Origin of the sequence: Prevotella sp. MGM1, from assembly GCF_002933775.1 — a bacterium.
Classification (GTDB): Bacteria; Bacteroidota; Bacteroidia; order Bacteroidales; family Bacteroidaceae; genus Prevotella.
On record NZ_BEWV01000209.1, the window covers coordinates 26,182 to 51,877 of the forward strand.

At 51.9% G+C, this 25,696-nt stretch carries 19 protein-coding genes; 4 read left to right on the top strand and 15 right to left on the bottom strand.

Features of this window, described 5'->3' with window-relative positions:
- The first annotated feature begins 547 nt into the window (after positions 1–547).
- Positions 548–2,056, top strand: coding sequence for an OmpP1/FadL family transporter (locus tag MoGM_RS10770; protein ID WP_104370054.1), 1,509 nt, complete (start codon positions 548–550; stop codon positions 2,054–2,056).
- 211 nt (positions 2,057–2,267) lie between these two features.
- Here MoGM_RS10770 and priA read toward each other — a convergent pair whose 3' ends face one another.
- The 4 genes from priA to MoGM_RS10790 all read right to left on the bottom strand — a co-directional run bounded on the left by priA (position 2,268) and on the right by MoGM_RS10790 (position 8,306).
- Entirely contained in the window at positions 2,268–4,544 is a 2,277-nt protein-coding gene (gene priA / locus MoGM_RS10775) for a primosomal protein N' (protein ID WP_104370055.1), read from the bottom strand.
- A gap of 182 nt (positions 4,545–4,726) precedes the next feature.
- The gene (locus MoGM_RS10780) at positions 4,727–5,920 is read right to left on the bottom strand and encodes an anaerobic sulfatase-maturation protein (RefSeq protein WP_104370056.1); all 1,194 of its coding nucleotides are present in this window, start codon (positions 5,918–5,920) and stop codon (positions 4,727–4,729) included.
- A 3-nt stretch (positions 5,921–5,923) separates the two neighbouring features.
- Positions 5,924–6,898 (bottom strand): helix-hairpin-helix domain-containing protein, encoded by a 975-nt coding sequence (locus MoGM_RS10785; RefSeq protein WP_104370091.1) that lies wholly within the window; start codon positions 6,896–6,898, stop codon positions 5,924–5,926.
- A gap of 46 nt (positions 6,899–6,944) precedes the next feature.
- The gene (locus MoGM_RS10790) at positions 6,945–8,306 is read right to left on the bottom strand and encodes a sodium-dependent transporter (protein ID WP_104370057.1); all 1,362 of its coding nucleotides are present in this window, start codon (positions 8,304–8,306) and stop codon (positions 6,945–6,947) included.
- Positions 8,307–8,414: 108 nt separating this feature from the next.
- On the opposite strand from MoGM_RS10790, the gene MoGM_RS10795 reads away from it, so the two are divergent.
- Positions 8,415–8,807, top strand: coding sequence for a VanZ-like protein (locus MoGM_RS10795; protein ID WP_104370058.1), 393 nt, complete (start codon positions 8,415–8,417; stop codon positions 8,805–8,807).
- Here MoGM_RS10795 and MoGM_RS10800 read toward each other — a convergent pair.
- From MoGM_RS10800 to MoGM_RS10810, 4 genes are all read right to left on the bottom strand, one after another.
- Positions 8,752–9,267, bottom strand: a complete 516-nt coding sequence (locus MoGM_RS10800; RefSeq protein WP_104370059.1) for a CYTH domain-containing protein — start codon at positions 9,265–9,267, stop codon at positions 8,752–8,754. The two genes, MoGM_RS10795 and MoGM_RS10800, sit on opposite strands and share 56 nt — an antisense overlap.
- Positions 9,268–9,279: 12 nt before the next feature.
- On the bottom strand, positions 9,280–9,417 hold the full coding sequence (locus MoGM_RS13185; protein ID WP_172205767.1) for a hypothetical protein: 138 nt from the start codon (positions 9,415–9,417) through the stop codon (positions 9,280–9,282).
- A 160-nt stretch (positions 9,418–9,577) separates the two neighbouring features.
- Complete coding sequence (gene prfB / locus MoGM_RS10805; RefSeq protein ID WP_104370060.1) at positions 9,578–10,699, bottom strand: peptide chain release factor 2; 1,122 nt, start codon at positions 10,697–10,699, stop codon at positions 9,578–9,580.
- A 44-nt stretch (positions 10,700–10,743) separates the two neighbouring features.
- Positions 10,744–12,549, bottom strand: a complete 1,806-nt coding sequence (locus MoGM_RS10810; protein WP_104370061.1) for a long-chain fatty acid--CoA ligase — start codon at positions 12,547–12,549, stop codon at positions 10,744–10,746.
- 651 nt (positions 12,550–13,200) lie between these two features.
- Between MoGM_RS10810 and MoGM_RS10820 the strand changes: the two genes are divergently transcribed.
- Positions 13,201–14,247, top strand: a complete 1,047-nt coding sequence (locus tag MoGM_RS10820) for a M20 family metallo-hydrolase (RefSeq protein ID WP_104370063.1) — start codon at positions 13,201–13,203, stop codon at positions 14,245–14,247.
- Positions 14,248–14,317: 70 nt separating this feature from the next.
- Here the strand turns inward: MoGM_RS10820 and MoGM_RS10825 are convergent, their stop codons facing one another.
- The 4 genes from MoGM_RS10825 to dut form a co-directional block, all read right to left on the bottom strand.
- Positions 14,318–15,892: a murein hydrolase activator EnvC gene (locus MoGM_RS10825; RefSeq protein ID WP_104370064.1), complete on the bottom strand. Its 1,575-nt coding sequence runs from the start codon at positions 15,890–15,892 to the stop codon at positions 14,318–14,320.
- 46 nt (positions 15,893–15,938) lie between these two features.
- Positions 15,939–16,787, bottom strand: a complete 849-nt coding sequence (locus MoGM_RS10830; RefSeq protein WP_104370065.1) for a DUF4292 domain-containing protein — start codon at positions 16,785–16,787, stop codon at positions 15,939–15,941.
- A complete protein-coding gene (locus tag MoGM_RS10835; protein ID WP_158249601.1) occupies positions 16,784–18,607 on the bottom strand; it encodes a tetratricopeptide repeat protein in 1,824 nt (607 codons plus the stop codon). Before MoGM_RS10835 ends, MoGM_RS10830 begins: the two co-directional genes overlap by 4 nt.
- 76 nt (positions 18,608–18,683) lie before the next feature.
- Entirely contained in the window at positions 18,684–19,121 is a 438-nt protein-coding gene (dut, locus tag MoGM_RS10840) for a dUTP diphosphatase (RefSeq protein ID WP_104370067.1), read from the bottom strand.
- 317 nt (positions 19,122–19,438) lie between these two features.
- Between dut and dgt the strand changes: the two genes are divergently transcribed.
- The gene (gene dgt, locus MoGM_RS10845) at positions 19,439–20,776 is read left to right on the top strand and encodes a dGTP triphosphohydrolase (protein WP_104370092.1); all 1,338 of its coding nucleotides are present in this window, start codon (positions 19,439–19,441) and stop codon (positions 20,774–20,776) included.
- Positions 20,777–20,845: 69 nt separating this feature from the next.
- On the opposite strand, the gene MoGM_RS10850 is transcribed toward dgt, so the two are convergent.
- Genes MoGM_RS10850 through MoGM_RS10860 form a run of 3 tightly spaced genes read right to left on the bottom strand, consistent with a single transcriptional unit; the run spans position 20,846 to position 25,325 of the window.
- On the bottom strand, positions 20,846–23,440 hold the full coding sequence (locus MoGM_RS10850) for a hypothetical protein (RefSeq protein ID WP_146078722.1): 2,595 nt from the start codon (positions 23,438–23,440) through the stop codon (positions 20,846–20,848).
- The gene (locus tag MoGM_RS10855) at positions 23,437–24,438 is read right to left on the bottom strand and encodes a GNAT family N-acetyltransferase (protein ID WP_104370093.1); all 1,002 of its coding nucleotides are present in this window, start codon (positions 24,436–24,438) and stop codon (positions 23,437–23,439) included. Before MoGM_RS10855 ends, MoGM_RS10850 begins: the two co-directional genes overlap by 4 nt.
- A 59-nt stretch (positions 24,439–24,497) precedes the next feature.
- Entirely contained in the window at positions 24,498–25,325 is an 828-nt protein-coding gene (locus MoGM_RS10860) for a glycerol acyltransferase (protein WP_104370069.1), read from the bottom strand.
- Positions 25,326–25,696 lie beyond the last annotated feature (371 nt).

The following is a 25,696-nucleotide window of genomic DNA, read 5'->3' on the forward strand; positions in this document are numbered from 1 at the left end:
AAAGGCCGGAAATAAGCGAATTATAAGCCGTTTTTCACAAGTGCCTGTGCGTCAGCTCAATACGCCTACCACGCCCACATCCCTCTACCAAACTCACCCCACCTACCCTCACTATTTTTTCCATTCAGCGTTCCGTTGCCTTCCATTTAGACGCTGAACGCAAGCCAACGGGACGCTGAACGCAACGCGATTAGCAACCAAACGCACTCCAACGGGTACCCCGTTGCGGAAAAACACCGCTTTTCGTCTATGGCGAAAAGCGGCATATCGCATTGCATATAGCGGTGCGTATCGCCTTCGTTTTCTATTTCGATGAAAAAAGAAACGTTAAATCCGTGACTTTATCATTACATTTCAAAGAATAAAGAAAGTGGGAAAGCAAAAAAATCAAGACTGCGATTAAATACAGTTTTATGTATCTAAACGTTATTATCCGATTGTTAATCGGAAATCGCATAATAGTTAATTAACTTTAATTAAACACCTATTTTAAGGAAATAAAGAACAATATATTTACCTTTGCAACCAATTTTAAAGTATATTTGTAATGAAAACGTTAAAAATCGCTTTTATCGCCACACTGATGGCGGTGACAGAGACCGTAATGGCAGGCGGACTGCTGACAAACACCAACCAAAACGTGGCATTCCTGAGAAATCCGGCACGCGACGCGGCAATAGGCATTGACGGAGTATACAGCAACCCGGCGGGTGTGGTATTCCTCGGTGAGGGCATCCATCTGTCGCTCAACTTGCAGAATGCCCACCAGACGAGAAAAATAAAGACAGGCTTCCCGCTCTTCGCATATAACATGAAAAATCCGGGCAGCATGGTGCATGAATTTGAAGGAAAGGCAGATGCCCCCATAATACCTTCGCTGCAAGCGGCATACAACAAAGGCAAGTGGAGCTTCCAGTTCGGTTTCGCAATCACCGGCGGCGGCGGAAAATGTGAGTTCGACAACGGTCTCGGCTCTTTCGAGCAGGTGGTTGCCGGAGTGACAACATATAAGAATGCGGTGAACGGGATGTATCAGGCTTTGGGCGCACTGGGTATCCCCGACATGGCCGGCCACAGCATGGGAAACGGCTATCAGTATGACTCCTACATGCGCGGACGCCAGTATTACTACGGTTTTACGCTCGGAGCGGCATACAAGGTGACGGACAACCTGTCGGTATACGGAGGCGTGCGCATGCTCTACGGCTCGGCAAACTACTACGGATACGTAAAGAACATAGGCATTGAGCATATCGACAACGGCACGTCGAGCATGGTATCGGCGACAGAGCACTTCGGTGACCTCACATCGCGACTGCTGCAATACGCCGGCATGATGGAGGGAACCGGCAACACACAGGCAGCAGCAGGACTGAAACAGGCTGCCGCACAGACGGGTGCCCTCGCCGCGGCCACGCAAGACATCGAACTGAACTGTGACCAGACAGGCTGGGGCGTGGCTCCGATTATCGGCATCGACTACAAAGCCGGCAAGCTGAACCTTGCGGCGAAATATGAGTTCAAGACCCGCATGCGCCTCGAAAACAAGTCGGCAAACAGCGCAAGCGCAAAGGGAATAGCTCTGCTCGACAAATATGCCGACGGCAACACAGTGGCCGAAGACACACCGGCGCTGCTCGCCGTGGGCGCGCAATATGAGTTCACGCCGAAGTTCAGGGTAATGGCCGGATGGCATCACTACTTCGACGCAGACACAAAACAATACACCAAAGACATGCTCGGCGACAGCAACGAGTATCTCTTCGGAGCGGAATACGACATCTGCAAGCGTGTGCAGGTGAGCGCTGGAATGCAGCGCACGGCATACGACATGAAAGACGCGGGCATGAACGACATCAGTTTCAACGTAAGCTCATACTCATACGGACTCGGCATAGGCTTCAACGTAAATGAGAAAGTGAAATTGAACGCCGCATGGTTCCAGACTCTCTACGACGACTACGACATGTCGACAGGCACGGCACCGGCCATGACTACAAACTCATTTACACGCACAAACCGTGTGATTGGTCTCGGAGTGGACATTAAATTATAATCATTCTTCCTATATTTAAAGCGGAAAGGGCACCCGGTGGGTGCCCTTTCCGCTTTAAATATAGAGATATTCTTGGAGAAAAGAATGTGTTTTCGAGGAGTGATGAGTGTGTAGCGGAGAGTGAGACTATCTTCTGTTCCTTTGCATATATACTTTATGTTGGTAATCCCACTCCCCGCTACACACTCATCACTCCTCGAAAGTACACTCCTCACCCCGGATCCACATCGAAATATATCTGCAACGAGGCATAACGCTTGTCCGTGGTGAGGCGTTCTTGCGCCATCAGAAGATAGCGGCGCACCTCACGGCGGTCTATGCCGGGTTCGAGTTTGAGCACTATTTTCCTTATGTTCAGCGTCTTCACCTTCGCCACCGCCGGTTTGTCGGGACCAAGCACACGGTCGGCAAACCACGAGCGCAGCAGGCTTCCGAGTTCTATTGAGGCAGTGTTCACCGTATCATCGTTGCGGTGTTTCAGGTATATGTATATAAGATTGCGAAACGGCGGATAGCGGAATGCCGTGCGCTCCGACTTCAGGTCGGCATATAGAGAGGCGTAATCGTTGTTCACCACCTGACCTATCAACGGCACGTCGGGACTCTTGGTTTGCAGGATCACAAGCCCGCGGCGCCCGCGACGGCCGGCCCGCCCGGCCACCTGCGCCATCATCATATATGCCTGCTCGTAGGCGCGGAAATCGGGATAGTTCATCATCGAGTCGGCATCGAGTATGCCGACGACACTGACCCGACCGAAATCAAGACCTTTGCTTATCATCTGCGTGCCTACAAGAATATTGGTCTTGCCGGCCGAAAAATCACTTATTATCCTGCCGTAAGCGTTACGTGTGCGGGTGGTGTCGAGGTCCATGCGCGCAACACGTGCCTCGGGAAAAATCTCACGGATTGTATCCTCAATCTTCTCTGTGCCCGCTCCACGGCTTTTCAACTCTGTGTTTCCGCATGCCGGACACTCGTGAGGCACGGTGTACGTAAACCCGCAGTAATGACAGGTGAGGGTGTTCATGTTGCGGTGAAACGTCAGACTCACGTCACAGTGCTCGCAACGGGGCACCCACCCGCATTGCCTGCACTCTATCATCGGCGCGAACCCGCGGCGGTTCTGGAACAATATGGCCTGCTCTCCCCGCTCTATAGCCTCCCGTATTCTCGTCAAAAGCAACGGAGAGAAAGGGCCTCTCATCATTTTCCGGTGGCGCAGGTCTTTCACGTCGACCACCTGTATCTCGGGAAGCTCCACCCCCTTGTATCTCTCGGTGAGCGACACATAGCCATACTTGCCGGTGACCGTGGCGTTATGGTATGTCTCCATGCAGGGAGTGGCGGTGCCCAGCAGAGTTTTCGCCCCCATGGCGTGGGCAAGCATGATGGCCGTGCTGCGGGCATGATAGCGTGGAGCTGGGTCCTGCTGCTTGTAGCTGCTCTCGTGCTCCTCGTCCACTATCACCAGACCGAGACGGCTGAAAGGCAGCAAGACGGCCGAACGGGCTCCGAGAATTATATCGTATGGAGCCGCCGACAACTGTTTTTTCCATATCTCCACCCGCTCGGCGTCGGAGTATTTGGAGTGGTATATGCCGAGACGACTGCCGAAAACACTGCGCAGACGCTCCATAATCTGCACCGTCAAGGCTATCTCGGGCAACAGATAAAGCACCTGCCGGCCACTGTCTATCTGCTGTTGTATGAGGTGTATGTATATCTCTGTCTTGCCGCTCGACGTCACTCCGTGCAGCAAGGTCACGTCTTTCTGAAGAAAAGAAAGCACTATATTGTCGTAAGCATCCCGCTGCGGGCCGCTCAGGGGCTTTATTCTCTCTGGATGCGGGACGCCGCCGCTGTTGAGGCGCCCCACCTCTCGCTCGTATGTCTCAAGCACACCGCGCTTCACGAGAGCCGTGACTGCCGATACATCCGTATGCGCCGAGTTCATAAGCTCCTCACGGGTGATTTCGGCAGGCACGGCAGGCAGCGTATCTCCGGCGGCATCCTCGCCGTAAGCGAGCGATACATATTCGGTCAACGCACGGCGCTGCTTGTCGGCACGGCGAAGCATATCGAACGCGACATGCAGCGCACGGGCGGTGCTGAACCGGGAAGTGAGGCGCACATAGAGTTCTTTTCGGGGCTTATAACCGTCTTCAGCCTTCAAGCCCGACGGCAAAGCGGCTTTGTAAACCTCTCCGACAGGCGACATATAGTAATCGGATATCCAACGCCAGAGGCCGTATTGCCCTTCCGTCACCACCGGCTCTGCATCGAGCGCCCGCATGATGGGCTTCACCTTATAGCCCTGCGGAGCTTCGCCATGCACCCGGACCACGACACCGACGTGTATCTTGGTCTTTCCGAACGGCACCGCCACACGCACGCCGAAACGCACCTGCGCCGCAAGTCCTTCCGGCACGGAGTAAGTGAAAAGCCCGTCGAGAGGCAACGGCAATATTATATCTGCGTAAATCATGACCTGATGTCTTGTCGGGAGCATACGGAAACATGCGACACCACGAATGCTTCACGCTCCGTTCGCATATCTGAAAATCCCCGTTACGATATGCAAAGGTAAGCATTTGGCGGTAAAGAACCAAAGGCACGGACACTGAAGTTAGTATCACGGCAATATGAACAGACGCAAGCCGACGCTACTCATAGCTTGCCGGCCACCGACATGACATTTGCCGGAGCACGGCCTCCGTCAAGTTCGGCTTTCATATAGTCCATGTAAGGAGCGGCATGGGAGAAAAAGCGGTGATATCCCGAGCATAAATAGTTCAGTCCGGGATTGCCGTAACGGTCGCGGACAAATCGGTTTTTAGGACACTCGCCATTGCAGGCGAAAAGGAAACCGCACTCACGGCACTGCCGGGGAAGCGACAGCCGCTTGGCGTTGCCGAAAGCAATCTGCCTCTGTCCGTACATCATCGAGGTAATGGTATCGCGACGTATGTTGCCGAGCTTATAATCGGGAAACACGAAATGGTCGCAACTATAAAGATCGCCGTTATGCTCCAAGGCGGCGGAATGGCCGCACACCGGTGCCAACGAGCATATTCCGGGCGGTACCCCCGCCCAGTTTGCAAGCGTAGCATCGAACAATTGAACAAAGATCTCACCCACATCGGCACGCAGCCACTCGTCAAAAAGCCCGCAGAGAAAACGTCCCCACTGCCCCGCCGATACGGAAGCGCTTGTCATCATGCCGCCTTCCACCGTGCCGGGCATCAAAGAATGGGTGCAGTCCATACGCTCAACGACAGGCGTAAACTGCAAGAAACGGCACCCGATGCTCTTGAAAAAGCGATAGAACTCTACCGGACAATCGGCGTTCTGACTGTTGACCACGGCCATCGCGTTCCACTCCACACCGTGTTTTTCAAGCAGATCGATGCCTCGCAGCACCCTGTCGAACGACGCGCCGCGCATCGGTTCATGAAAACGCCGTGGACCATCGATCGATATTCCCACGAGAAAACCGTTGTCCCTGAAAAAGCGGCACCACTCATCGTTGATCAACGTGCCGTTGGTCTGGATGCAATTGTCTGTCCGGCGGCCGCCGGCATAGCGCCGTTGCATCTCCAACGCTTTCTCATAGAAAGACAACGGCCGCAGCAACGGCTCACCGCCATGCCACGTGAAAAGCACCTCCGGCATGGCCTGAGCCTCTATATACTGCCTGGTGAAAAGGTCGAGAAGGTCGTCCGACATGCAAAAATCAGCCGTTTCATCGTACATTTTCTTCTTTTCGAGATAATAACAATAGCTGCATGAAAGGTTGCACCGAGAGCCGGTCGGCTTCGCCATCACATAGAACGGACGGGAGAATGGTTGCAGTATGCTCATCGTTCAATACTCTATATAAGGTTTAAGGCGTTTTATCGCATCCTCGGTAAAGTCGCGATGAAGGCTCAAATCATCGATACTCGACAGCGTTCCGTGCAAACGTCGGTAGTCGACAATGGCTTTCGCACGGAAATATCCAATATAAGGATGACGCTTTAAACGGGTAAGCGTGCTTTTGTTGACATTCAGTTTTGCCACATCCTGACTGCCGATAATGAAGAAACGCTTCGATTCGGACGGGAAACCGTCGATTTCATCGAGCTGGTCAATGCTTAGATATCCTCCGAGCCGCTCACGGTAATCCACTATCGCACGGGCAAAGCCGCTTCCGATACCCGGCACCCGTTTCAACTGCGATGTGTCGGAGCTGTTCAATACGATACGTTCCGACTCGCCGATCTTAACCGGATATCTCACGGTGTCACGCACGTATCGCTCCGCTTCGACAAGCGTGGAAGCGGGATTATAGTCGGGAGAAATGCGGATATAAGGTTTTAGAGCTTTATATTGGGCCACCGTCAGACCGTAAAGACGGGCGAAATCCGATGCCTTGCGATATATTCCGCCTTTCGCTCTGTACTTATATATATTGCGAACCTGCCACGGTTGTAGTCCGAGACGCAACAGAGCGGTGCTGTCGGCGGTATTGGGATCGAAGAAAAATAGTTCGGTTTTCCGACATTCAACGGCATAATACTCTCCATCCTGCCGGTAACAACTATCATTTTGCCGATGAAACCGCCCGTTTTCGATGCCGGGTACACTTTTTACAAACCCCGCCTCACAACTGCCGGCATCGGATACACTTTTTACACTGCTTCCGCTATCATCCGATAAAACCGCCGTTTCCCGCAAACCGGACGCCAAACGATTGTCATTTCCCATGAAAACCACAACAGCCAATCCGACCGCCGCAACGACAATAAGCCCCAACAGCGACTTACGGTCTGACTTATTATAATATGGCTTCAACCGCATTTTCATTTGTCAGGAACAAGCGACTATATCCGTCATCCACCCGCAACTATATAAGTCCGAACTGATTGAGGAATATTATGACTATGCACACGGGGCATACATACTTCACGCAGAACAGATAGAGGTGGAAGAAACGGGTACGCAATGTACCGTTGTTGGTGTATTCGTCGCGTACTATCTTGTGAGGTACAAACCAACCGACAAACAGGCAGGTGAGGAAACCGCCGACCGGAAGGAATATCTGGCCTGTGACGAAATCGAAGAGTTCGAACAACGGCATGCCGAACAACTGCAAACCGTCGAACCGTCCGAGCGATAGCGAGCAGAAAACGCCTATCACCGAGCATGCCATCGTGACGAAAAGAGCGGCCTGCCTTCGTGAGATGTGAAACTCCTCGTGGAAAAACGCCGTGCTTACCTCATGCAAGGAGATAAGCGACGTGAGGGCCGCAAGCGCCAGAAGGCCATAAAACAGCAACGACACCACATAACCGACGGCAGGCATCGCCGCAAAAGCCTGATGGAAGACATTGGGCAGCGTGATGAATATCAGCGACGGGCCGGAATCAGGATTTACCCCAACGGAAAACGCAGCGGGAAATATCATAAGGCCGGCGAGAATGGCAACCATACTGTCTATAATCCCTATCTGTATGGCGGAACGCGGCAAATCGGTGTGCCTGCTGAAATAAGACGCATACGTGCATACACAACCCATGGCTATGCTGAGAGAATAAAACGCCTGACCGAGAGCACTGAAAAAGACATCCGCATTCAGCTTGGCCAGGTCGGGCTTGAAAAGAAACGCGATACCAGCCTCCGCTCCCGGCAGCGTACATGACGCTCCGACGATGAACAGCAGGAGGATGAACAGCGTGGGCATCAGCGCCTTCGATGCCCTCTCTATTCCGTCGCGCACCCCATGGGATATTACGAAATGGGTGACAAAGAGAAACATCACCATCCAGAATATCGGTTTGACCGGATCCTGCTCGAAAGCCACAAAGTAGTCTTTTATATACTGGGTGTCGCCTTGCAGACGGCCGAGCAAGGAAGCATAGATATATTGAAGGCACCAGCCGGAGACGACCGCATAATAGCCGGTTATCAGAAAACCCGTCAGCACACCCATATATCCCACAAACCGCCATAGGGACTTACCGGCAAGCTTGCCGTAGGCACGGGCGGTGTTCGACTGTCCATGCCGTCCGATGATAAACTCGCTCACCATGCACGGTATTCCGAGCAGCAACACGCATCCCAGATACATGATTATAAACACCGCTCCACCGTTCTCGCCCGCCATATAAGGGAAGCGCCATACATTTCCGAGACCGACCGCCGAACCCGCCGTAGCAAGAATGATGCCCAGCTTGCTGCCGAATTTAGCTCTTTCCAACTGTGCCATATAGCAATTCTCTTAGTTTACAAATATTGGAATATAAAAAATTAGATTACTTGTGAGTTGCAAAAATACGGAAAAAATCTTACTTTTGTATCCTGATAATAACTTTATATGCAATATTTATATCAATTAATAAGAAAATATCCGTTTTCGGTATTGCTGATATTGGTAATCTGGTATTTATCGTTCTTCACTCCGCCAAAAACAGAACTCGACAATGTGGAGTTCATAGACAAGTGGGTACATATAATAATGTACGGCGGAACATGCGGCGTTATATGGCTCGAATACCTGCGGCGGCATCCTTCCCTGAATGCCAGCCGACTGTTTCTCATGGCGTGGCTGGCCCCGGTCATAATGAGCGGAGCCATCGAGCTGTTGCAGGAGCACTGCACAGACGGAAGGCGCAGCGGCGACTGGCTCGACCTTGCGGCAAACACCGTTGGCATCACTCTTGCGGCCCTGTTCGGTATTCTTGCGGCAAAGAAGCGCCCCAAAGACTGAACGGATACGAGCGGAGGCTTGAGTTGTAAAACCGCCGGTCGCCCGTCACCTCATCACCGATGAATTCCGGTTTGTCGAACTCCTCGTCTTCCGAGCCAAGCTCTACCTCGGCCATAACGAGTCCCGTGTTCTCTCCATAAAACTCATCCACCTCAAATGTATGCCGGCCTGCACTGACGAGATAGCGGGTCTTGTCTATCACCCCCGGCTCACACAGTTTGAAAAGTTCTTCCGCCTCACCGGACGTGATCTCCTTCTCAAACTCATAGCGTGTCATGCCATGCCCGTCAGACGGCCCTTTGATGGTAAGATAGCCGCGGCCGTCACGGATACGCACTCTTACCGTGCGCCCGCGGCCGCTGCATATATACCCCTGTTTTATACGGCTGCTTCCCGACGCCTGACGCTTGTAGGCATCACCGCGCACAAGAAACTTGCGCTCTATTTCAAGACCACTCATGATTTGCGGCCGTCAAATTGCCGAGAATGCCACAAAACTGCACACGGCCAGCAACATGAGCACCACCGCTATCCATATTATGACTTTCCGCCCTTCTTTCTCCTGCCGTGCCCTGTATGCCGCACGGCGTGCATTGTTCTTGTTACTCATAGTTCTTTCGGTTTTTATTTTGTTATCGGATTTTTATTCATTGCATGCCGTTTGCCGCCTGTACACATCCCGATGGCACCGCACCCTGACTGGTCACTGCAAATAATGTGCGGACTTACAGCCTGCCGCAATGGCGTCAGACGACTTTTCACCGGCCGAATCACTGCTCATCGTTTACCGGGAACTCCATCAGATAAGCCTTGATAAACCCGTCGAGATCACCGTCCATCACGCCGTCCACATCCGTTGTCTGATAATTGGTGCGGTGGTCTTTCACCCGCCGGTCGTCAAACACGTAGCTTCGTATCTGGCTTCCCCACTCTATCTTTTTCTTTCCTGCCTCGATTTTGGCCTGTGCCTCGAGACGTTTCTTCATAGCCCGGTCATAGAGCTGCGATTTGAGCAGCCGCATGGCGTTGTTACGGTTTTCGAGCTGCTTGCGGCTTTCAGTGTTCTCGATGAGTATCTCCTCCTCTTCTCCCGTGTCGGGATCCACATACTGGTAGCGCAGGCGCACGCCGGTCTCCACCTTGTTGACGTTCTGACCTCCGGCACCGCCGCTTCGAAAGAGGTCCCAGCTCACCTTGGCCGGATCCACATATACCTCTATCGTGTCGTCGACAAGCGGCGAAACGAACACACTCGCGAAACTCGTCATCCGCTTGCCTTGTGCGTTGAAAGGCGATACCCGCACGAGGCGGTGCACTCCATTCTCGCTTTTCAAGTATCCGTAGGCATACTCTCCACCCTCAACCTGCATGGTCACACTCTTTATTCCGGCCTCGTCGCCGTCTTGAAGGTTACTTATCGTCACCTTATGGCCGTGAGCCTCGGCCCAGCGCTGATACATGCGCATCAGCATCGACGCCCAGTCCTGGCTCTCGGTGCCGCCGGCACCGCTGTTTATCTTCAGCACCACGTCCATCGGATCTTCTTTCTGGCGGAGCATGTTTTTCAGCTCGAGACTCTCTATCGCCGCCACGGCCTTGGCGTAGTTGTCGTCCACTTCCTCCTCGGTGACCATCTCTTCCTTGTAGAAATCGAAAGCGAGCCGCAACTCATCGGCACACGTGCGCACCTCGGCATATCCGTCTATCCACCGTTTTATGCCCTTCACTTTCTTCATCTGCTCCTCGGCACGCTTAGGGTCTTCCCAGAAGTCGGGCGCCTGCGTGCGCAGGTCTTCCTCCTCAAATTCTATCTTTTTCCTGTCTATGTCGAGATAGCGGCGCAAGGCGTCGGCACGCTCGATAATATCTTTCAGTTGATCAGAAGTTATCATTTTCCAATATATGTGTTATGGACTGTTATAAGCAAACCACCTGTTTACTCGTACATCCTGTCTATTTCTTTCTTGTAGTTCTCGGCAACGACACGACGCTTGAGCTTCAACGTGTTCGTCAGTTCGCCCCGCTCCATCGTGAAGTGATTGGGCAACAGCGTGAACCGCTTCACCTGCTCGTAGTGCGTGAGCTGCTGTTGCAGCGTGTCTATGCGCTCCATCATCATCTTTCGTATACGCTCATCTGCACAAAGGTCCTCCCGGCTGCCGAAAGCGATGCCGTGCTCACGGGCATACTCTTCAAGCAGCGAATACTCGGGGATTATCAGCGCCGACACAAACTGGCGCATGTCGGCTATGACCGCTATCTGGTCTATATACTTGTCTACAAGCAGCGTGGTCTCGATCATCTGCGGAGCGATGTATTTTCCGTTTGATGTCTTGAAAAGGTCTTTTATACGCTCCTTCAAGAACAGTTCCCCGCCTTTCATGTATCCCGAGTCGCCGGTGCGGAAATACCCCTCCTCGTCGAACGACGCTTTCGTCTGGTCCTCGCGGTTGTAGTAGCCGGGAGTGATGGTAGGCCCTTTGAGCAACACTTCGCCCTCCTCGCTGATCTTCACCTTTATACTGTCTATCGGATAGCCTACCGACCCTATCGAATAGGGCTTTCCCAAGTGGTTGCAGCTCACCGTGGCCATACTCTCCGTAAGACCGTATCCCGCAAGCATGTTCAGACCGATGGAATGCACGAACTCCTCTACCTTGGGGGCTATCGCCGCTCCGGCCGTCGGGAAGATATTGGGGTGTGTAAGCCCCAGTTCCTTGCGCACAAGGCTGAATATCGTCTTGTTTATCATCTCGTATTCGAAATGCAGCGCCACCGGAGGCCGCTTGCCGCGGCTCAGATACTCGATGTTATGCTTGCGGCCTACAGCCAGCGCGTTCTTGAAAACCTTGCGCTGCACGGGGTTCGACTTCTCTATCTTTTCGAGCACTCCCGAGTACACCTTCTCCCAGAAACGGGGCACGGCGCACATGCTCGTAGGATGCGTCTCGCGCATTGACTTCTGCACCTCCTGAGGATAGGTGTTCACTATCAGCGACGCTCCCTCGCAGAGACAGAGCACAGCCCATGCCTTCTCGAATATATGGGCAAATGGCAGAAAGTTGAGCACCCGGTCGTTCTCCGTCAGCGGCACGCAGTGATGATTGGCCGTGAGCGCATGATTATACTGGCCGTGGGTCAGGATGACACCCTTACTGTCGCCCGTGGTCCCGCTTGTATACAGTATGTTGGCAATATCCTCGTCGCAGGCCTGGGCATACATATTGTCCACCTCGCTTTGTCGCGGATGCCCCCCGCCGAGTTTAAGGAAGTCTGAGAAATACATGGCGTTGGCATCATGCTCGGCAATGCGCACCTGACCGTCGAAAACAATTATGCGCTCCATCGACGGGCAGTGGGAGAACACCCGCCGTGCCTTGTCATACTGCTCCTGCTCGCCCACGAAGAGTATCCTCACCCGGGCGTCGTTTATCATGAACTGTATCTGCTGCTCACTGCTCGTGGCGTAGAAAGGTATCGTCACCACCCGCACTCCCCACGCGCCATAATCGCACATGAGATATTGCACACAGTTCTGAGAGAATATACCGATATTCTCCTGAGGCTTGACTCCGAGATTGAGAAGGGCGTTTGACACTGTCTTTACCGTGTCGGAAAACTCGCTCCACGAACACGACTTCCACTCCGTGCCGCCGAAGTCCTTGTACATCATGACCTCACGGCTTCCGTATTTCTTTGCCTGTTCGTGAACCATCACGGAAAGATGACTGAATGCATGCATAATATGTCGTTTTTTATTTTAATGCAAAAATACTCCAAATATATCACAACACAAAACAAATGACGTTTTTTTTGACGGCTGACACACGGCCGCGGCACGGTAATGCCGGCAGCCTCACCGGACGATGCGACCGTACTGGGCAACGGCCGCCCGGCCGTCAATAATATTTACAAAACATGTTTAAATTTCCGATTGTTTTGAAATTAAAATCCCGTGGCTCGAAATACCACCGCATTTTGACACCTTCGCAAGCCACTGGCATACAGAGTCTTACAACCGCCACCCGCATCACCCACATCAAACCGCCTGAAATCACTCCCGATTTTTTCCGTTTAGCGTCCCGTTGGCTCGCGTTTAGATGCCAAACGGAAGCCAACGGGACGCTAAACGCAACGCAACAAGCAACCAATCGCAGTCCAACGGGCATCCCGTTGCGGAAAAACACGCTTTTCGCCGGCATTGTTTTAAGCGGCATATCGCCTATCGTATAGCAATCGGTATCGTATTCGTATTCTATTTCGACGAAAAGCGAAGTGTTAAATACTTGACTTTTTATTTACTTTGCGCAACAACATTCCAATACTTCCGACACTATATTTTCCCGTATTTATATCTACATAAAGTGTTTTTTTTCGTATCTTTGCTACCACTATGACACATGACAACTATGTTTACGAAGCGGTGGAACTGCTCAAAAAGATGATAGCCACTCCGTCGGTAAGCCGGGACGAGAGCCGGGCGGCTGACATAATAGAGGACTACATGACGAGCCGCGGACTGGCTCCGCGCAGGGAGGCGAACAACGTGTTTGCCGTATGCGACGACTACGACGAAAGCAAACCTACGATGCTGCTCAACGCCCACATAGACACGGTGAAACCAGTAGCCACATGGACAAGAGACCCTTTTGCGCCTGAGATTGACGGCGACAGGCTGTACGGACTGGGCAGCAACGACTGCGGAGGCGGATTGACCGCGCTCTTACAGGCATACAGAGCCGGCCTGAGGCGAAAGCGTGAATACAACATCGTATACGTGGCATCGGCCGAGGAGGAGGTATCCGGCAGCGAGGGCATAGTGCGTGTGCTGCCGTTGCTGCCAGAAATAGACATAGCCATGGTGGGCGAGCCTACCGGCATGCAGCCGGCTATAGCCGAAAAAGGACTGATGGTGATAGACGGAACGGCGCACGGCCGCTCGGGACACGCCGCACGCGACGAGGGAATAAACGCCATAAACGAGGCGCTCGACGACCTGATGTGGCTGCGCGACTACCGGTTCGAGCGGGTGAGCAGGCTGCTCGGAGCCGTAAAAATGAGCGTGACGATGATCACCGCCGGCACACAGCACAATGTGGTGCCCGACGAGTGCCGCTTCGTGATAGACGTGCGCACAAACGAACTGTACGACAACCGCGAGGTGTTCGACATCATACGCAGTCATCTGCACAGCGATGTGAAGGCACGCTCTTTCCGTCTGAACTCATCGGGGATAGATGCCTGCCATCCACTCGTGAGACGGATGACGGACATGGGGATGCGTCCGTTCGGTTCTCCGACATTGTCTGACCAGGCGTTGATGCCCTTCCCCTCGCTGAAACTGGGACCGGGCGAGTCGTGCCGCTCCCACTCTGCCGACGAATTCATCTGCATAAGCGAGATCGCCCAAGCGATAGAGACATACCTGATGCTGATATAAAAACAGGATTTGGAACATCGAATAAGCCCAACCGATGTCCCAAACCCTGCTATCTAAAATGAAAAAGATTTTATCTTCCGAGCCAGACCTCCGGGTTTAGCTTCGCTGTCTCGCGGCGCAACTGGAATTGCAGTATGCGGTCTTGCCCCACGGTGCCGATAGCCTGTCGGGCAGACACTTTCTGGCCGCGGTGCACACTTACCGAGGCCAGATTGCAATATACCGATATATAACTTCCGTGACGCACCATGACACCGGTGGTTCCGCCGAAACTGAACACGGCACTAACCTCGCCGTCGAATATGCTCCGCACCTGCGCACCGGCATGCCCCTGTATGTTCATACCCTTGTTGTCGAGCCGCACGCCTTTAAGCCCCTCCACGTTATACTGACCGAAGTGGCTCACTATGCGGTAAGGACCGGCTATCGGCATTGGCAGACGCCCCTTGTTGCTCTCAAAACTGCCACTGATCCTGCGGTCTTCGGAATCCAACTTATACACCATGTCGGCCGATTTTTTTGCCTCGGCCACTTCCTTGGCATGCTCACGGGCATCGCGCGCGGCCTTGCGCTCGGCATCCTCACGTTCTTTCTCGGCTTCGCGCGCGGCCCTGTCGGCCGCCGCTTTCTCGGCGGCACTCTTGCGCGAGGCCGCCTGCGCCTCGGCCTTCAGTCTCTCCTCGCGCTCTTTCGCCTCGGCTATGCGGCGCGCGTTCTCACGGGCTGCGGCCTCGGCTTCCGCTTTCTTGCGGGCAAGCTCCGCCTCACGCTTACGCTTTGCCTCGGCCTCGGCCTTGCGCTTGGCCTCGGCGGCGGCACGGGCACGGGCCTTCTCCACCTCGATGGCTATGAGGCGATCTATCTGTGCATTGAGGGCAGCATCCTTTTTGCGCTGCGTCTCGATTATCTTCTGTATCTCTTTCTGCTGCTTCTGCAACGTGGATACAACGGTCTGCTGCTCGCTCTGCTTGGTTTCCAAGGCACGCCGCTCACGCTCGTCACGGTCGAGCATGGCATCTTTCTGCTGCTTGGCAGCCACCAGGTCGGCATGCTCGCGCCTCACCTCCTGTTCCTTGGCCTTTACCATCTCGCCTTGCACCCGCTGATATGTGGCATATTCTCGCATGAAACGCAGGCGGCGGTACATCTGGGTAAAATTCTTCGCGCTGAAAACAAACATCAGCTTATTTTGCAGCGAGCGGTTGCGGTGCATGTAACGCATGGACTTGACATACTTCTGCTTCTTGTCGTCGAGCTGCGCATTCAACTCGTCAAGACGGTCCTCATGCTGTATTATATTGAAGTCAAGCTCGCTGATCACACGCTTTATCGTATCGATGCTCTTGCGCTTGTCGGCTATCTCGGTATTGAGCATCATCAGGCTCTGCAACCGTTTTTTCACGTCGCGCTCGTTGATGCGCAACCGTTGCTCGTGCTGCCTTATCTGCTTCTTTATCCTGTCGCGCTCGCTCTGCAAGCCCTTTATCGACGCTGGCTTGGCCGCCGCGCTCCTTGCCGTAGCCGTCCGCTTGCGGGCCGTAGTCACAGCCGGCCTCTTTCTGGTAGTGGTCTTGCGCTTCTGCGCCTCTGCCGGCACGGCAAAGACAAACAGAAAAATGAATATCCCGAATACTGTCTTCAACATTTTATAAAGCCGATACAATGATTTTACAAAGAAAAGGTGTCGAAAATCACAAGGCCATGAACCTGCGCAGAATTTCATCGACATTCACCTGGCGATACTTGCCGGACACCTCGGTACGCGTTTCCCAGTCGCTGTCGTTGCCGAGATAGTTGAGCATAAGCCCCAGTTTCACTTCCTTGTCGCCGGTGGTGAAGGTTATCATGTTGTTGGTAGGAAACTTCTTGGAACCCATTTTCTTGAACTCCATGTAGTCCCAGTTGAGCTGTGTATTGCCGCGGAACTTGTCCTTATATAATATGTTGGCCATCTTGATGAGGCCCGTGCTCTTCGCTGCCAGCCACTTATACGACATTTTATCTTTCTCCAAGGATATTACGACATCGTCGCCTCCAATATTCGCCTTGTAGTCTTTAAGCTGCTCGTCGGTCAGCTTGGAACGTCCCGGCTGGAAAAGCTCGTTCCAGAAAAGCGCCTGGAGGGAATAGAAATTGAGACCGCTGTTGCGCAGGAAGTCAAGATGGGCATAAGGCACTTTCAGGTACTGCTTGTTTATGCGGTCCATGATGAGCACATAGTCTTTCGTGAATTCGAGACGGCCGGCCTCCACAAAACCGAAGGCCATGAGTTGAAGGCGTATCACATCGTCGCGCTTCATCTTCAAGTTGCCGGTGAGTGTTAGGTCCTGCGCTCCCACTTTCACCTGAAACTTCACTTTGGAGGTGATGAACTTGGCATACTGCGCATTATCAGATACTTTTTGAATCATCTGATGCTGCGCCACATCGTCCGTGGCCACCTTCTCCACAGATTTCTCCACGGTCTTCGACGATTTGCACGAACCCATAACAAACGGCATCGCAATGACCGCAATCTTCAAAAAACTTAATGGCTTCATTCCTTTATGTATTTTTTCTTCTTTATCTTCCTTATCAATATCTTCCTGTCGGGAGTATCTTTCAATGCCCGCTGCCAGTACTCCACAGCCTTTACGGCATCTCCGTTCATTGCGTATATGTCTCCGGCATGTTCCACGATGATGTCGCTAACGGTGCTGTCGCTCTGCAAAGCCTGATCGATATACACCTTGGCCTCGGCATAGCGCTGCTGCATGAACAGTATCCAGGCGTAGGTATCAAGGTAGGTGGAGTTCTGCGGTTCGGCCTTTATGGTCTTGTAGCTCATCTTCTCGGCCTTATCAAGGTTTTCTCCGGCCACACTGAGGTAATAAGCATAGTTGTTCAAAGCCATGACATTGTCGCTTTTCCATTGCAGGCATGAGTCGTATGCCGCAAACGCCTCTTTCATCAGTCCCTTGGCCGAGAACAACTGGCCGAGCAGGGAATAATAGTCGGACACTATATCGGGAGGACTTTGCCCGGTGATGAAGCCCGCCCCTTTTTTCAACACGCTTATCGCGGCATCCTCATCGCCCTTGCTGTTTCGGGCTATACCCTCATAATAATAAAACGCCATCTCATCGGGATTATACTGACGGCCGGCCTCGCAAATGGCAATAGCCCTGTCGGCGTCATCATCCGTGAAGGCATAGCCAAGCAGTTGCAGTCGCGCGGCAGACTTGTCCGGCTCTATCGACAGTATCTTTTCAAGCACGGGACGTATGCTGTCGGCGGGCATTTTCTTCAAGTTCATGTATGTGGCGTGCAGCATGAGTATCTCGCTGTCCGGCTGGGACATATTGCGCAGAGTATCGAAAAACGCCAATATCTTAGTGCTGTCGCCGCCGTTGTTCTCACTTTGGCTTATTTCCTCCCGAAGCACGAATATTTTGGCGACAGTGGCCATGTTTTTGTTTTTCAATATTCCGACTGTCATGGAATCGGCCCTGAGTGTGTCCGCAAGTTTTTTATAATATAGACGTAAAGACATTTGCCCCCTGCTGTTGTCCGGCTCCTGGGCAAGCACGGAGTTGAAAACATCCAAAGCCTTTTCGTTTTGCCCGTTATCAAGCAATATCTCTCCGTACATCACACGATAATTAAGGTCGTTTGGATACTGCTCGGCCAACTTCATCATCTCCGACAACTCGGCTTCCGTATTGTTCTGGTTTGAGTATATCTCGCATTTCATCAGCGACAGGCGCTCACTTTTACCTTCCATCTCCTCCATACGCTCCAATGTCCGTATGGCATTGTCATAATCGGCCTGCTGCTGATAGAGCCTCACGAGGACTTCAAGGATGTCCTCACGGCTTTTGTCTATGGCTACAATGTGTTCGAAAGCATCGATGGATTCGACGAATTTACCGTTTTGGGCATACAGATTGGCGAGTGTCTCGAGAAAAGATATATTGTCGGGACTCAGTTCCACGGCACGTTTCGTCATGCTCATGGACTTCTCCTTGTCTCTCATTGCCATATAGTACTGGGCCAGATAGAAATAAGCCTCGGCCGCACCGGGATTTATCTCGATGCAGTGACGCAGCAGGTCAAAGGCCGCCGAGCTGTTACCTTTCTGACGCTCGGATATCGCTTGAAGAAAAAAATAGTCGTATCTGAGTTTCGAATTGTCGGCAACGGCCGACTCATCCGATATATGCAATATGCCCGATGAGGGCGAAACCGTGCCAGCCGAAGAATTACCGGCAGAAAGAACACTGCGTGCCGAGTCGGCCATGGCATCCCGTTGCGACGCATTGGCTACACACCACGGCATCGAAAACAATGAAACCAACAAAAGAAACAACGTCCTCAACATCTCATTCACTTTATTATCCGCACACATCTGCCGGCCTGTCTATACGTATTAACTGATTACACCACTATACTCCGGGTCATTTCACCCCCGTATGCCCGTATCCGCCCTCGCCACGCTCGGTCTCGTCAAGCTCGTCAACCTCGATGAAACGGGCTGTTTCATGCCTCGCTATCACCATCTGGGCTATCCGCTCGCCGGCATTGACAACAAAATCATCGGTTGAAAGATTTACCAACAGCACCTTTATCTCACCTCGATAATCGGCGTCTATGGTTCCGGGGGAGTTTAAAACGGTCAGTCCGTGCTTCAAGGCAAGACCGCTGCGAGGGCGCACCTGGGCTTCAAATCCCGGCGGAAGAGCTATATAAAGCCCAGTACCAACAAGACAACGCTCCATCGGACGGAGTGTAACCGGCTCATCTATATTCGCCCTCAAATCCATTCCGGCACTCTGCCCTGTGGCATAAGCAGGCAACGGCTGACCACCTTTGTTTATCACTTTTATATCTATCATCTGTATGTTGTTTGTCTATGTACAGTCATTATCATTTTCACTACATGGCCGCGGCATATCAATATGGCAACCGTCACAAGCATTACAAGCGGGCATGATAATTTTGCGATACGGCCGTTATAATATAATCACATGACTGCCGGGAAATTGTTTCATCGCTGTCACACGGTTGCCACACTGTGGGCAACATGCCGTCGCACCGTTGTTTTCGCATTATTATAATGTGCAAAAGTAATGATTAATATCCAAACGCCCACACTTTTACCTCTAAATTATGGTATTTTTATATAAAAAAGCACTACTTTTGCATCATTATGATGAACTGGAAAAGGCTAATCACCAATAAAAGACTCGGACAGGAACACAAGCACATCGGAAAGCGCGATGACCGCAGCGAGTTTAAGCGAGACTATGACCGGCTGATTTTCTCGGCGCCGTTTCGCCGTTTGCAGAACAAGACACAGGTATTTCCGCTCCCGGGGAGCGTTTTCGTGCACAACAGGCTCACGCACAGCCTTGAAGTGGCAAGCGTGGGCATGTCTCTCGGAAACGATGTGGCACGTGAGTTGCTGCGTATTCATCCGGAACTGGAAGACTCGATGATAAACGAAATAGGGCAGATTGTATCCACGGCATGCCTCGCTCACGACCTTGGCAACCCTCCTTTCGGGCACTCCGGCGAGAAAGCCATACAGTCGTTTTTCACGGAAGGCAGTGGAAAGCGCCTCCAGGCGGAAGTAGACAGCAAGCTATGGGAAGACATAACCCACTTTGAAGGCAACGCAAACGCCTTCCGGCTGCTCACACACCGATTCCGAGGAAGACGCAACGGAGGTTTCGTGATGACGTATTCCACACTCGCCGCCATCGTGAAATACCCTTTCGAGGCATCAGCGGCAGGACGGCACGGCAAGTTCGGCTTCTTCAATACAGAGAAAGAGATATATGAAAGAATTGCCGATGAAATGGGGATAAAACGCTTGTCAGGACCGGGAGAGCCATTAAGATATGCCCGTCATCCGCTGGTATATCTCGTAGAGGCCGCTGACGACATCTGCTATGAGATCATGGACATAGAGGATGCGAACAAACTGATGATTCTTTCATTTGAGGAAACAATCGAACTGCTTCTGGGTTTCTTCGATGAAACGGACAAGAATAAAATCCTTAGCCGCATAGAGGAAGAACAGCTGACAGACGACAACGAGAAAATAGTATACATAAGGGCATGCGTGATAGGAACACTGGAACGCGAATGCGTGAAAGCGTTCGTGGAGCATGAGGACGAAATACTCTCAGGGGAGTTCACCGGTTGCCTCATAGACCATATATCAGACCGTCAACGTGACGCCTATACGCTATGTTCTAGAATATCAAAGAACAAGATTTACCGCAGCAAACCTGTACTTGATGTTGAGCTATCGGGTTACAAAATAATGGAAACACTAATGGAACAGATGATCGAGGCGGCCGCACACCCGGACAGGTTTTACTCCAAGCAACTGATAGACAGGGTCAGCAGCCAATATGAAATAAAGGCGAACGACATAGAGACAAGGCTGATGGCGGTGATAGACTATATCAGCGGCATGACGGACGTATACGCACTCGACGTTTATCAAAAGATAAGCGGAATAAGCCTGCCTATCATCTGACAACGGTTTAAAATCCGCCCGATACCGATATACGGCATGAGACGGAAACTGCCGCATTGACATTCCTGTTCATCCCGGGCCAAACCATTCTATTTTGAGGCGATGAAGCATTGTCGTACTCTCACCGCAAGTACCTGTATGCTGTATGGCCGCTCCGCCGAAAGCGTTAGGAGTCACCGTGGCCGACAGGTCCACGACAGTGGCCAGTCCCGAATTTGACGGCAATACGGTCGACGTTTCCACATGCGCGGCAAGACTGTCACCCCTCATCCGCAGTTCTATCGTGCAGCCCGTACGATAACATATAGCCGAAACAGGGTCTGTAAGCGGCGTTACGGTACCACCGGCATATTCCACAAGCATGAAATCCACTGCCTTGGCATGCTTCACCGTGCGTATTATCCTAAGCCCGTAGCCTGTCAGCGTGCGCGTATCAAATTTCAAACAAATATCCATATATTGCCCCGTGGCGCTTCCGAAACCCTGACCCGCAGTCTTGGTGGGATCGACTTGAAGTGTCAACGACATATCCCCGTAATGTCCGTTAACAGGAGTATACATCAGTCTCGCACCGCGCTGAGCCTGCAACAGCCCTTCACCGACCGCACCGTTAAACCCTCGTCCATAGGCCCACATGTCTTTATCCGTATCAAACGTCCATGGAAATTCAGCGGTATCAGCCGGCTTATACCCGTCGACAGTCCAGAATCCGGGTATTACCCGAACCTGATTTACGGTCGGAAACGTGCGGAAATCTGTCTCGTATATATCCGAACCCCCGGTCCGTGAAATATCCGTTTCTCCAAAATCCGACGGTTTCACCGCTCTTTTCATAATCAGATCGACTGCATTCCCCGCCTCGCTACGCCGGTGCTTCGGCTCTATACGTGCCATTATGAAATATCCGTTATCCGCCGTCGTCAGCCTGTACGAGCGCTCCGGGACACGCCCACGGCTCACTTTAACCGGTATGGCGCCGTTCTTCCTGCCATCCACACAACGGTACCATGTGACAAGAGACTCGTCTTTTCTGCCGCACAAACCGAGAGTATAATCAGCGACAAGCATTCCGCCTTTCATCGTCAACCGAGTATTTCCCACGAAATCAGGAGGTGGAAGAACCGACGGACTTACGCTGACGCCCACAGCTCCGCGCAAACCGCAATCGGTATATGCCTCTATGTAAAAAACCGCCGTTTCATCGGTATTATTCCGGGGTGTCACCTTTATTGAGTCGCCATCATAAGACGATAATTCCACCATATCCTCAAAGCCCGGCCGTACACGCCAATGTATGTTCTCATTGCTATCAGAAGACTCTTTCAACAATTCATAACCACCGTGCCTCATAACCTCGGCAGAGAGACAAATGGAGCCGCCTCCGGTGACAATCGAAGCCATTTTACGGTTCAACACGAGGGCCGTGCCCATGTTGCCGCATCCCACCATACCCCTGATACCCGTCGGATCCCAGTCATCATCGCCCCGCAAAAGATTGTACACATTATATACCGTATCTCCGTCGCATACCTCATAAAAAGCGGATAAAAGCGGCAAATCATCCATTTCAACGGTATTTTCCGGGTTGCGGGCACCTATTTTATACGGATTGCCGTTCATAGTAAATCCCGCCTGATAGCATCTCTGCCACGTCTCGGGGTAGTTTGTCCACCCGACATAAACCGAATCACCTGTATGATACCTGCAATTCACAAGCGTAACCTGACCGGGAGCTTTACAGAAAACCATATCCCTATTGGAACCGCCGGCAGTGAAATCACAGTCGAGAAACACCGCCCCGCATCTATGGGTAGTGTAAAACGGCTTCTGCCCGTAAAGCGACAGGGTACATTTGAGATATACCCCGTTTCCGGTAAGCGCGTCATCGGTACACTCCATGTGGCAACGGTCGAACAATATGCGCCTTGCCCCATTGAGAGGGTTCATATTCAGCCTGCTTATAAACCTGACATTGCGGGCCACCACACGGTCACCATGACAGTAAGCCACATGAGCCTGTGTTATGGTCGCGGACCGCTTCTTGCGTCCGAGCGACGGAAGAAGATGAAAATCGAGATCAACATTACAGAAATTGCCCATGGTAAGGTTGCTCACCCGCAGTCCGTCACCATGAAAATCGAACATCGTAAAATTACCGACCGCGCCCTGTGTCTGGCCTCGTTGAGAGGCTAGTACCACATTACGGGCATCCCTCGTGAGTCCGATGAAATGGAGATTTTCACATCTTATCACCATTCCGAACGGCTCCCTGCCGTATTTTCCTGTCACAACCGCCGGTGTGTCGGGATCGTCCGCCCAATATACTCCGGGAGCGAAGAGCACCCGCATGGGGTCATTCTCCGTCCCGTCGACAAGATGCGCCACCGCATCCCGTATTGAATTATAAACGTATCGGTAATTATCCGCCAAGGCATTGTCAAGCCTCGGGTCTACAAATATGGTACGCTCGCCGAGTGTTATCGTGCGGCCGCCATATATAATACTGTCTCCCAAAAAGATTATCGGGTCCGAACTGTCGAGCGACCGGTAAGCTTTATAGTCGGCAGAGAAAACAGGAATGACAGTGGCAAGCAGCGCAGTGACCGCCAGAAACGTCATGAAACGCCTGAACATACGGACTGCCACCGGCCAAACGCACATCACGCCCCTACCTTTTCCTGGTATATAACCTTATTGGCACCGCTCGTTATGGCGAGTGCCTCCGGATGCTCCTTTATGAACGAGTCTATATGCCGCACCCGCTTCTGGTCGAGAATTTCATCGACAGCAATCAGAATACCGGTCTCTTCCACATCACCGAAACCATAGTTTATTGCCGTGCCGAACAGTTTCATCGTAGGACTGAGCCCCATGTAAGCGTTAACAAGCGGTGGTATGTTATATCCCAGCCGACGCACCTCACGGTTGAGTATACGATAATCCTCCTTAAATGACTCCTCGCAGAAAAGCGCATCCAACTCAGCGGGATCTTCCTCTATAATCAGCGGTTTCATCGGCATCACGAGATTATCCTTGTCCTCAAAATGCTTTTTCAGGAAATATAGAATCATGTCGCGGCCTTTACGTATGTAAGAGGGATACATCGTCATCTTGCCGAAGAAATACTTGACGTCGGGCTGTATTACGGTGAGCGCCCCGAGGCCGTCCCACAGATTGTCGAGAGCGAAGAGGCTCTTAGAGCCGTTCTTGCTCGTATTCTGATAACCGAGTGACACGAAACTGCGTCCCAACTCTATGGTGTATGGCATATAATCGCGCATGAACTTCTCGGAGAAATGAAACATGTGGCTCGTGGCCAATACAGGCTGCCCTTTCTCGTCCACATCCACATCCTTGCCGAGTATATACCGGTATCCGCCGATAATCTCCTCTGCCTCCGGATTCCACACGATAAGCTGCTTATAGCAGTTCTCCATCGTGTCAAACTCATCGAGATCAAGCGGTTTTCCCGTACCGCCGCCCGCCTCACGGAATGCGATCTCACGCAAACGGCCTATCTCGCGCAGCACGTTGGGGGCGTTGTGGGCATCGATGATGTATATCTCGTTATTGCTCTTGTTTGTCATGCGGAGCTGTCTCTCCGGCGTAAGCTCGCTTTTGAGCACCTCTTTGTCTATCGGTCTTATTATTTCCTGTTCCATTTCCGGTTTAATCAGTTTCTTGTCTCTCTCTTTTTCAATAATTATCACGTTGCAGCTTTTCAAAGCTCGTATACTTTATCTTTAACATACTGCGCCCACTGCGCCGGCGTGCGGCTCTTGTCAAACGTCTGCCATGGAATCGGCTTGCCTATCGCCACACGGAAAGTCTTGTGCGCGTTCTTGTACATCTCGTCAACGAGGAAGAGCATCGCTATGTTAACCTTCTTCACATACCTGTCCGAGAAGTTTGCCAACCGGTAGAAAAAATCGGAGTTCTCACCGCCGAAACGTATCGGGACCACATCCCGTTTATACTCGACGCTCTTCACCACGAAAGTCTTCTTCCACTCCACATCGCGCACCTCGCCCTTCCTCCTCCTCGAACATATCCCCGCAGGGAACATAAGCATGTGGTTGTCGCTCCTGAAACCGCTCTCCACCATTGCCGGAAAATTGCGGCTCTGCTTGCCCGTCTTGTTTATCGGAATACATACAGGTGCAAGTCCCGGCAGATTCATCAGCAGGTCATTGACCAGATAGCGGAAGCGTCCGTCGTAGTGCCGACCTATGATCGCCCCGAGAGCCACACCGTCCTCACCGCCGAGCGGGTGGTTGCTCACAAACGTATACAGCCTGCCGTCATCCTTATCGGGCAGGTTTTCCATTCCGTCCACTATGAGTGTCATGTCGAGATAGCGCACACACTCTTCGAGCCACTCCGTCCCGCTGAGGTGACGGCTCTCCCACAGATAGCGGTTCACTTCGTCCTGATGTATGATATGGCGGAGCCAGCGCACGAACGGAGCCGGCACGAATTTCGCCTTCGCTCCCATTTTCTCGCGCAGTATGCTATCGATGTCAATGGTTTTCTCCGTAATCTGTTTCATTTCTCTCTACATGCTAACAAACTGCAAAAGTAAAACAAATCTTTGATAATAGCTAATAAAATGTCAAGAAACAGGCTACATTATTTATTATTATCGTCATTATTGTTTATTTGCAGCCTATCAACCTGCCCAACATGTTGTTGACGTAACGACAACTGCTCGATTTATTATTCGGTCACAATAGAATTGCAGTACCGACAATCGTACCACCAAACCGCATACAACTTACCGATACCACAAGATTATTTTCATCGGATTATTACGCCAAATTCAATAAACGAAGCATAATCACCATTTCTTTTCCCAAGAATGTATTATATCTCGTTTAAAACACGTCCTATTAATCGCCATAAACAAAGTTTCTCCATTCT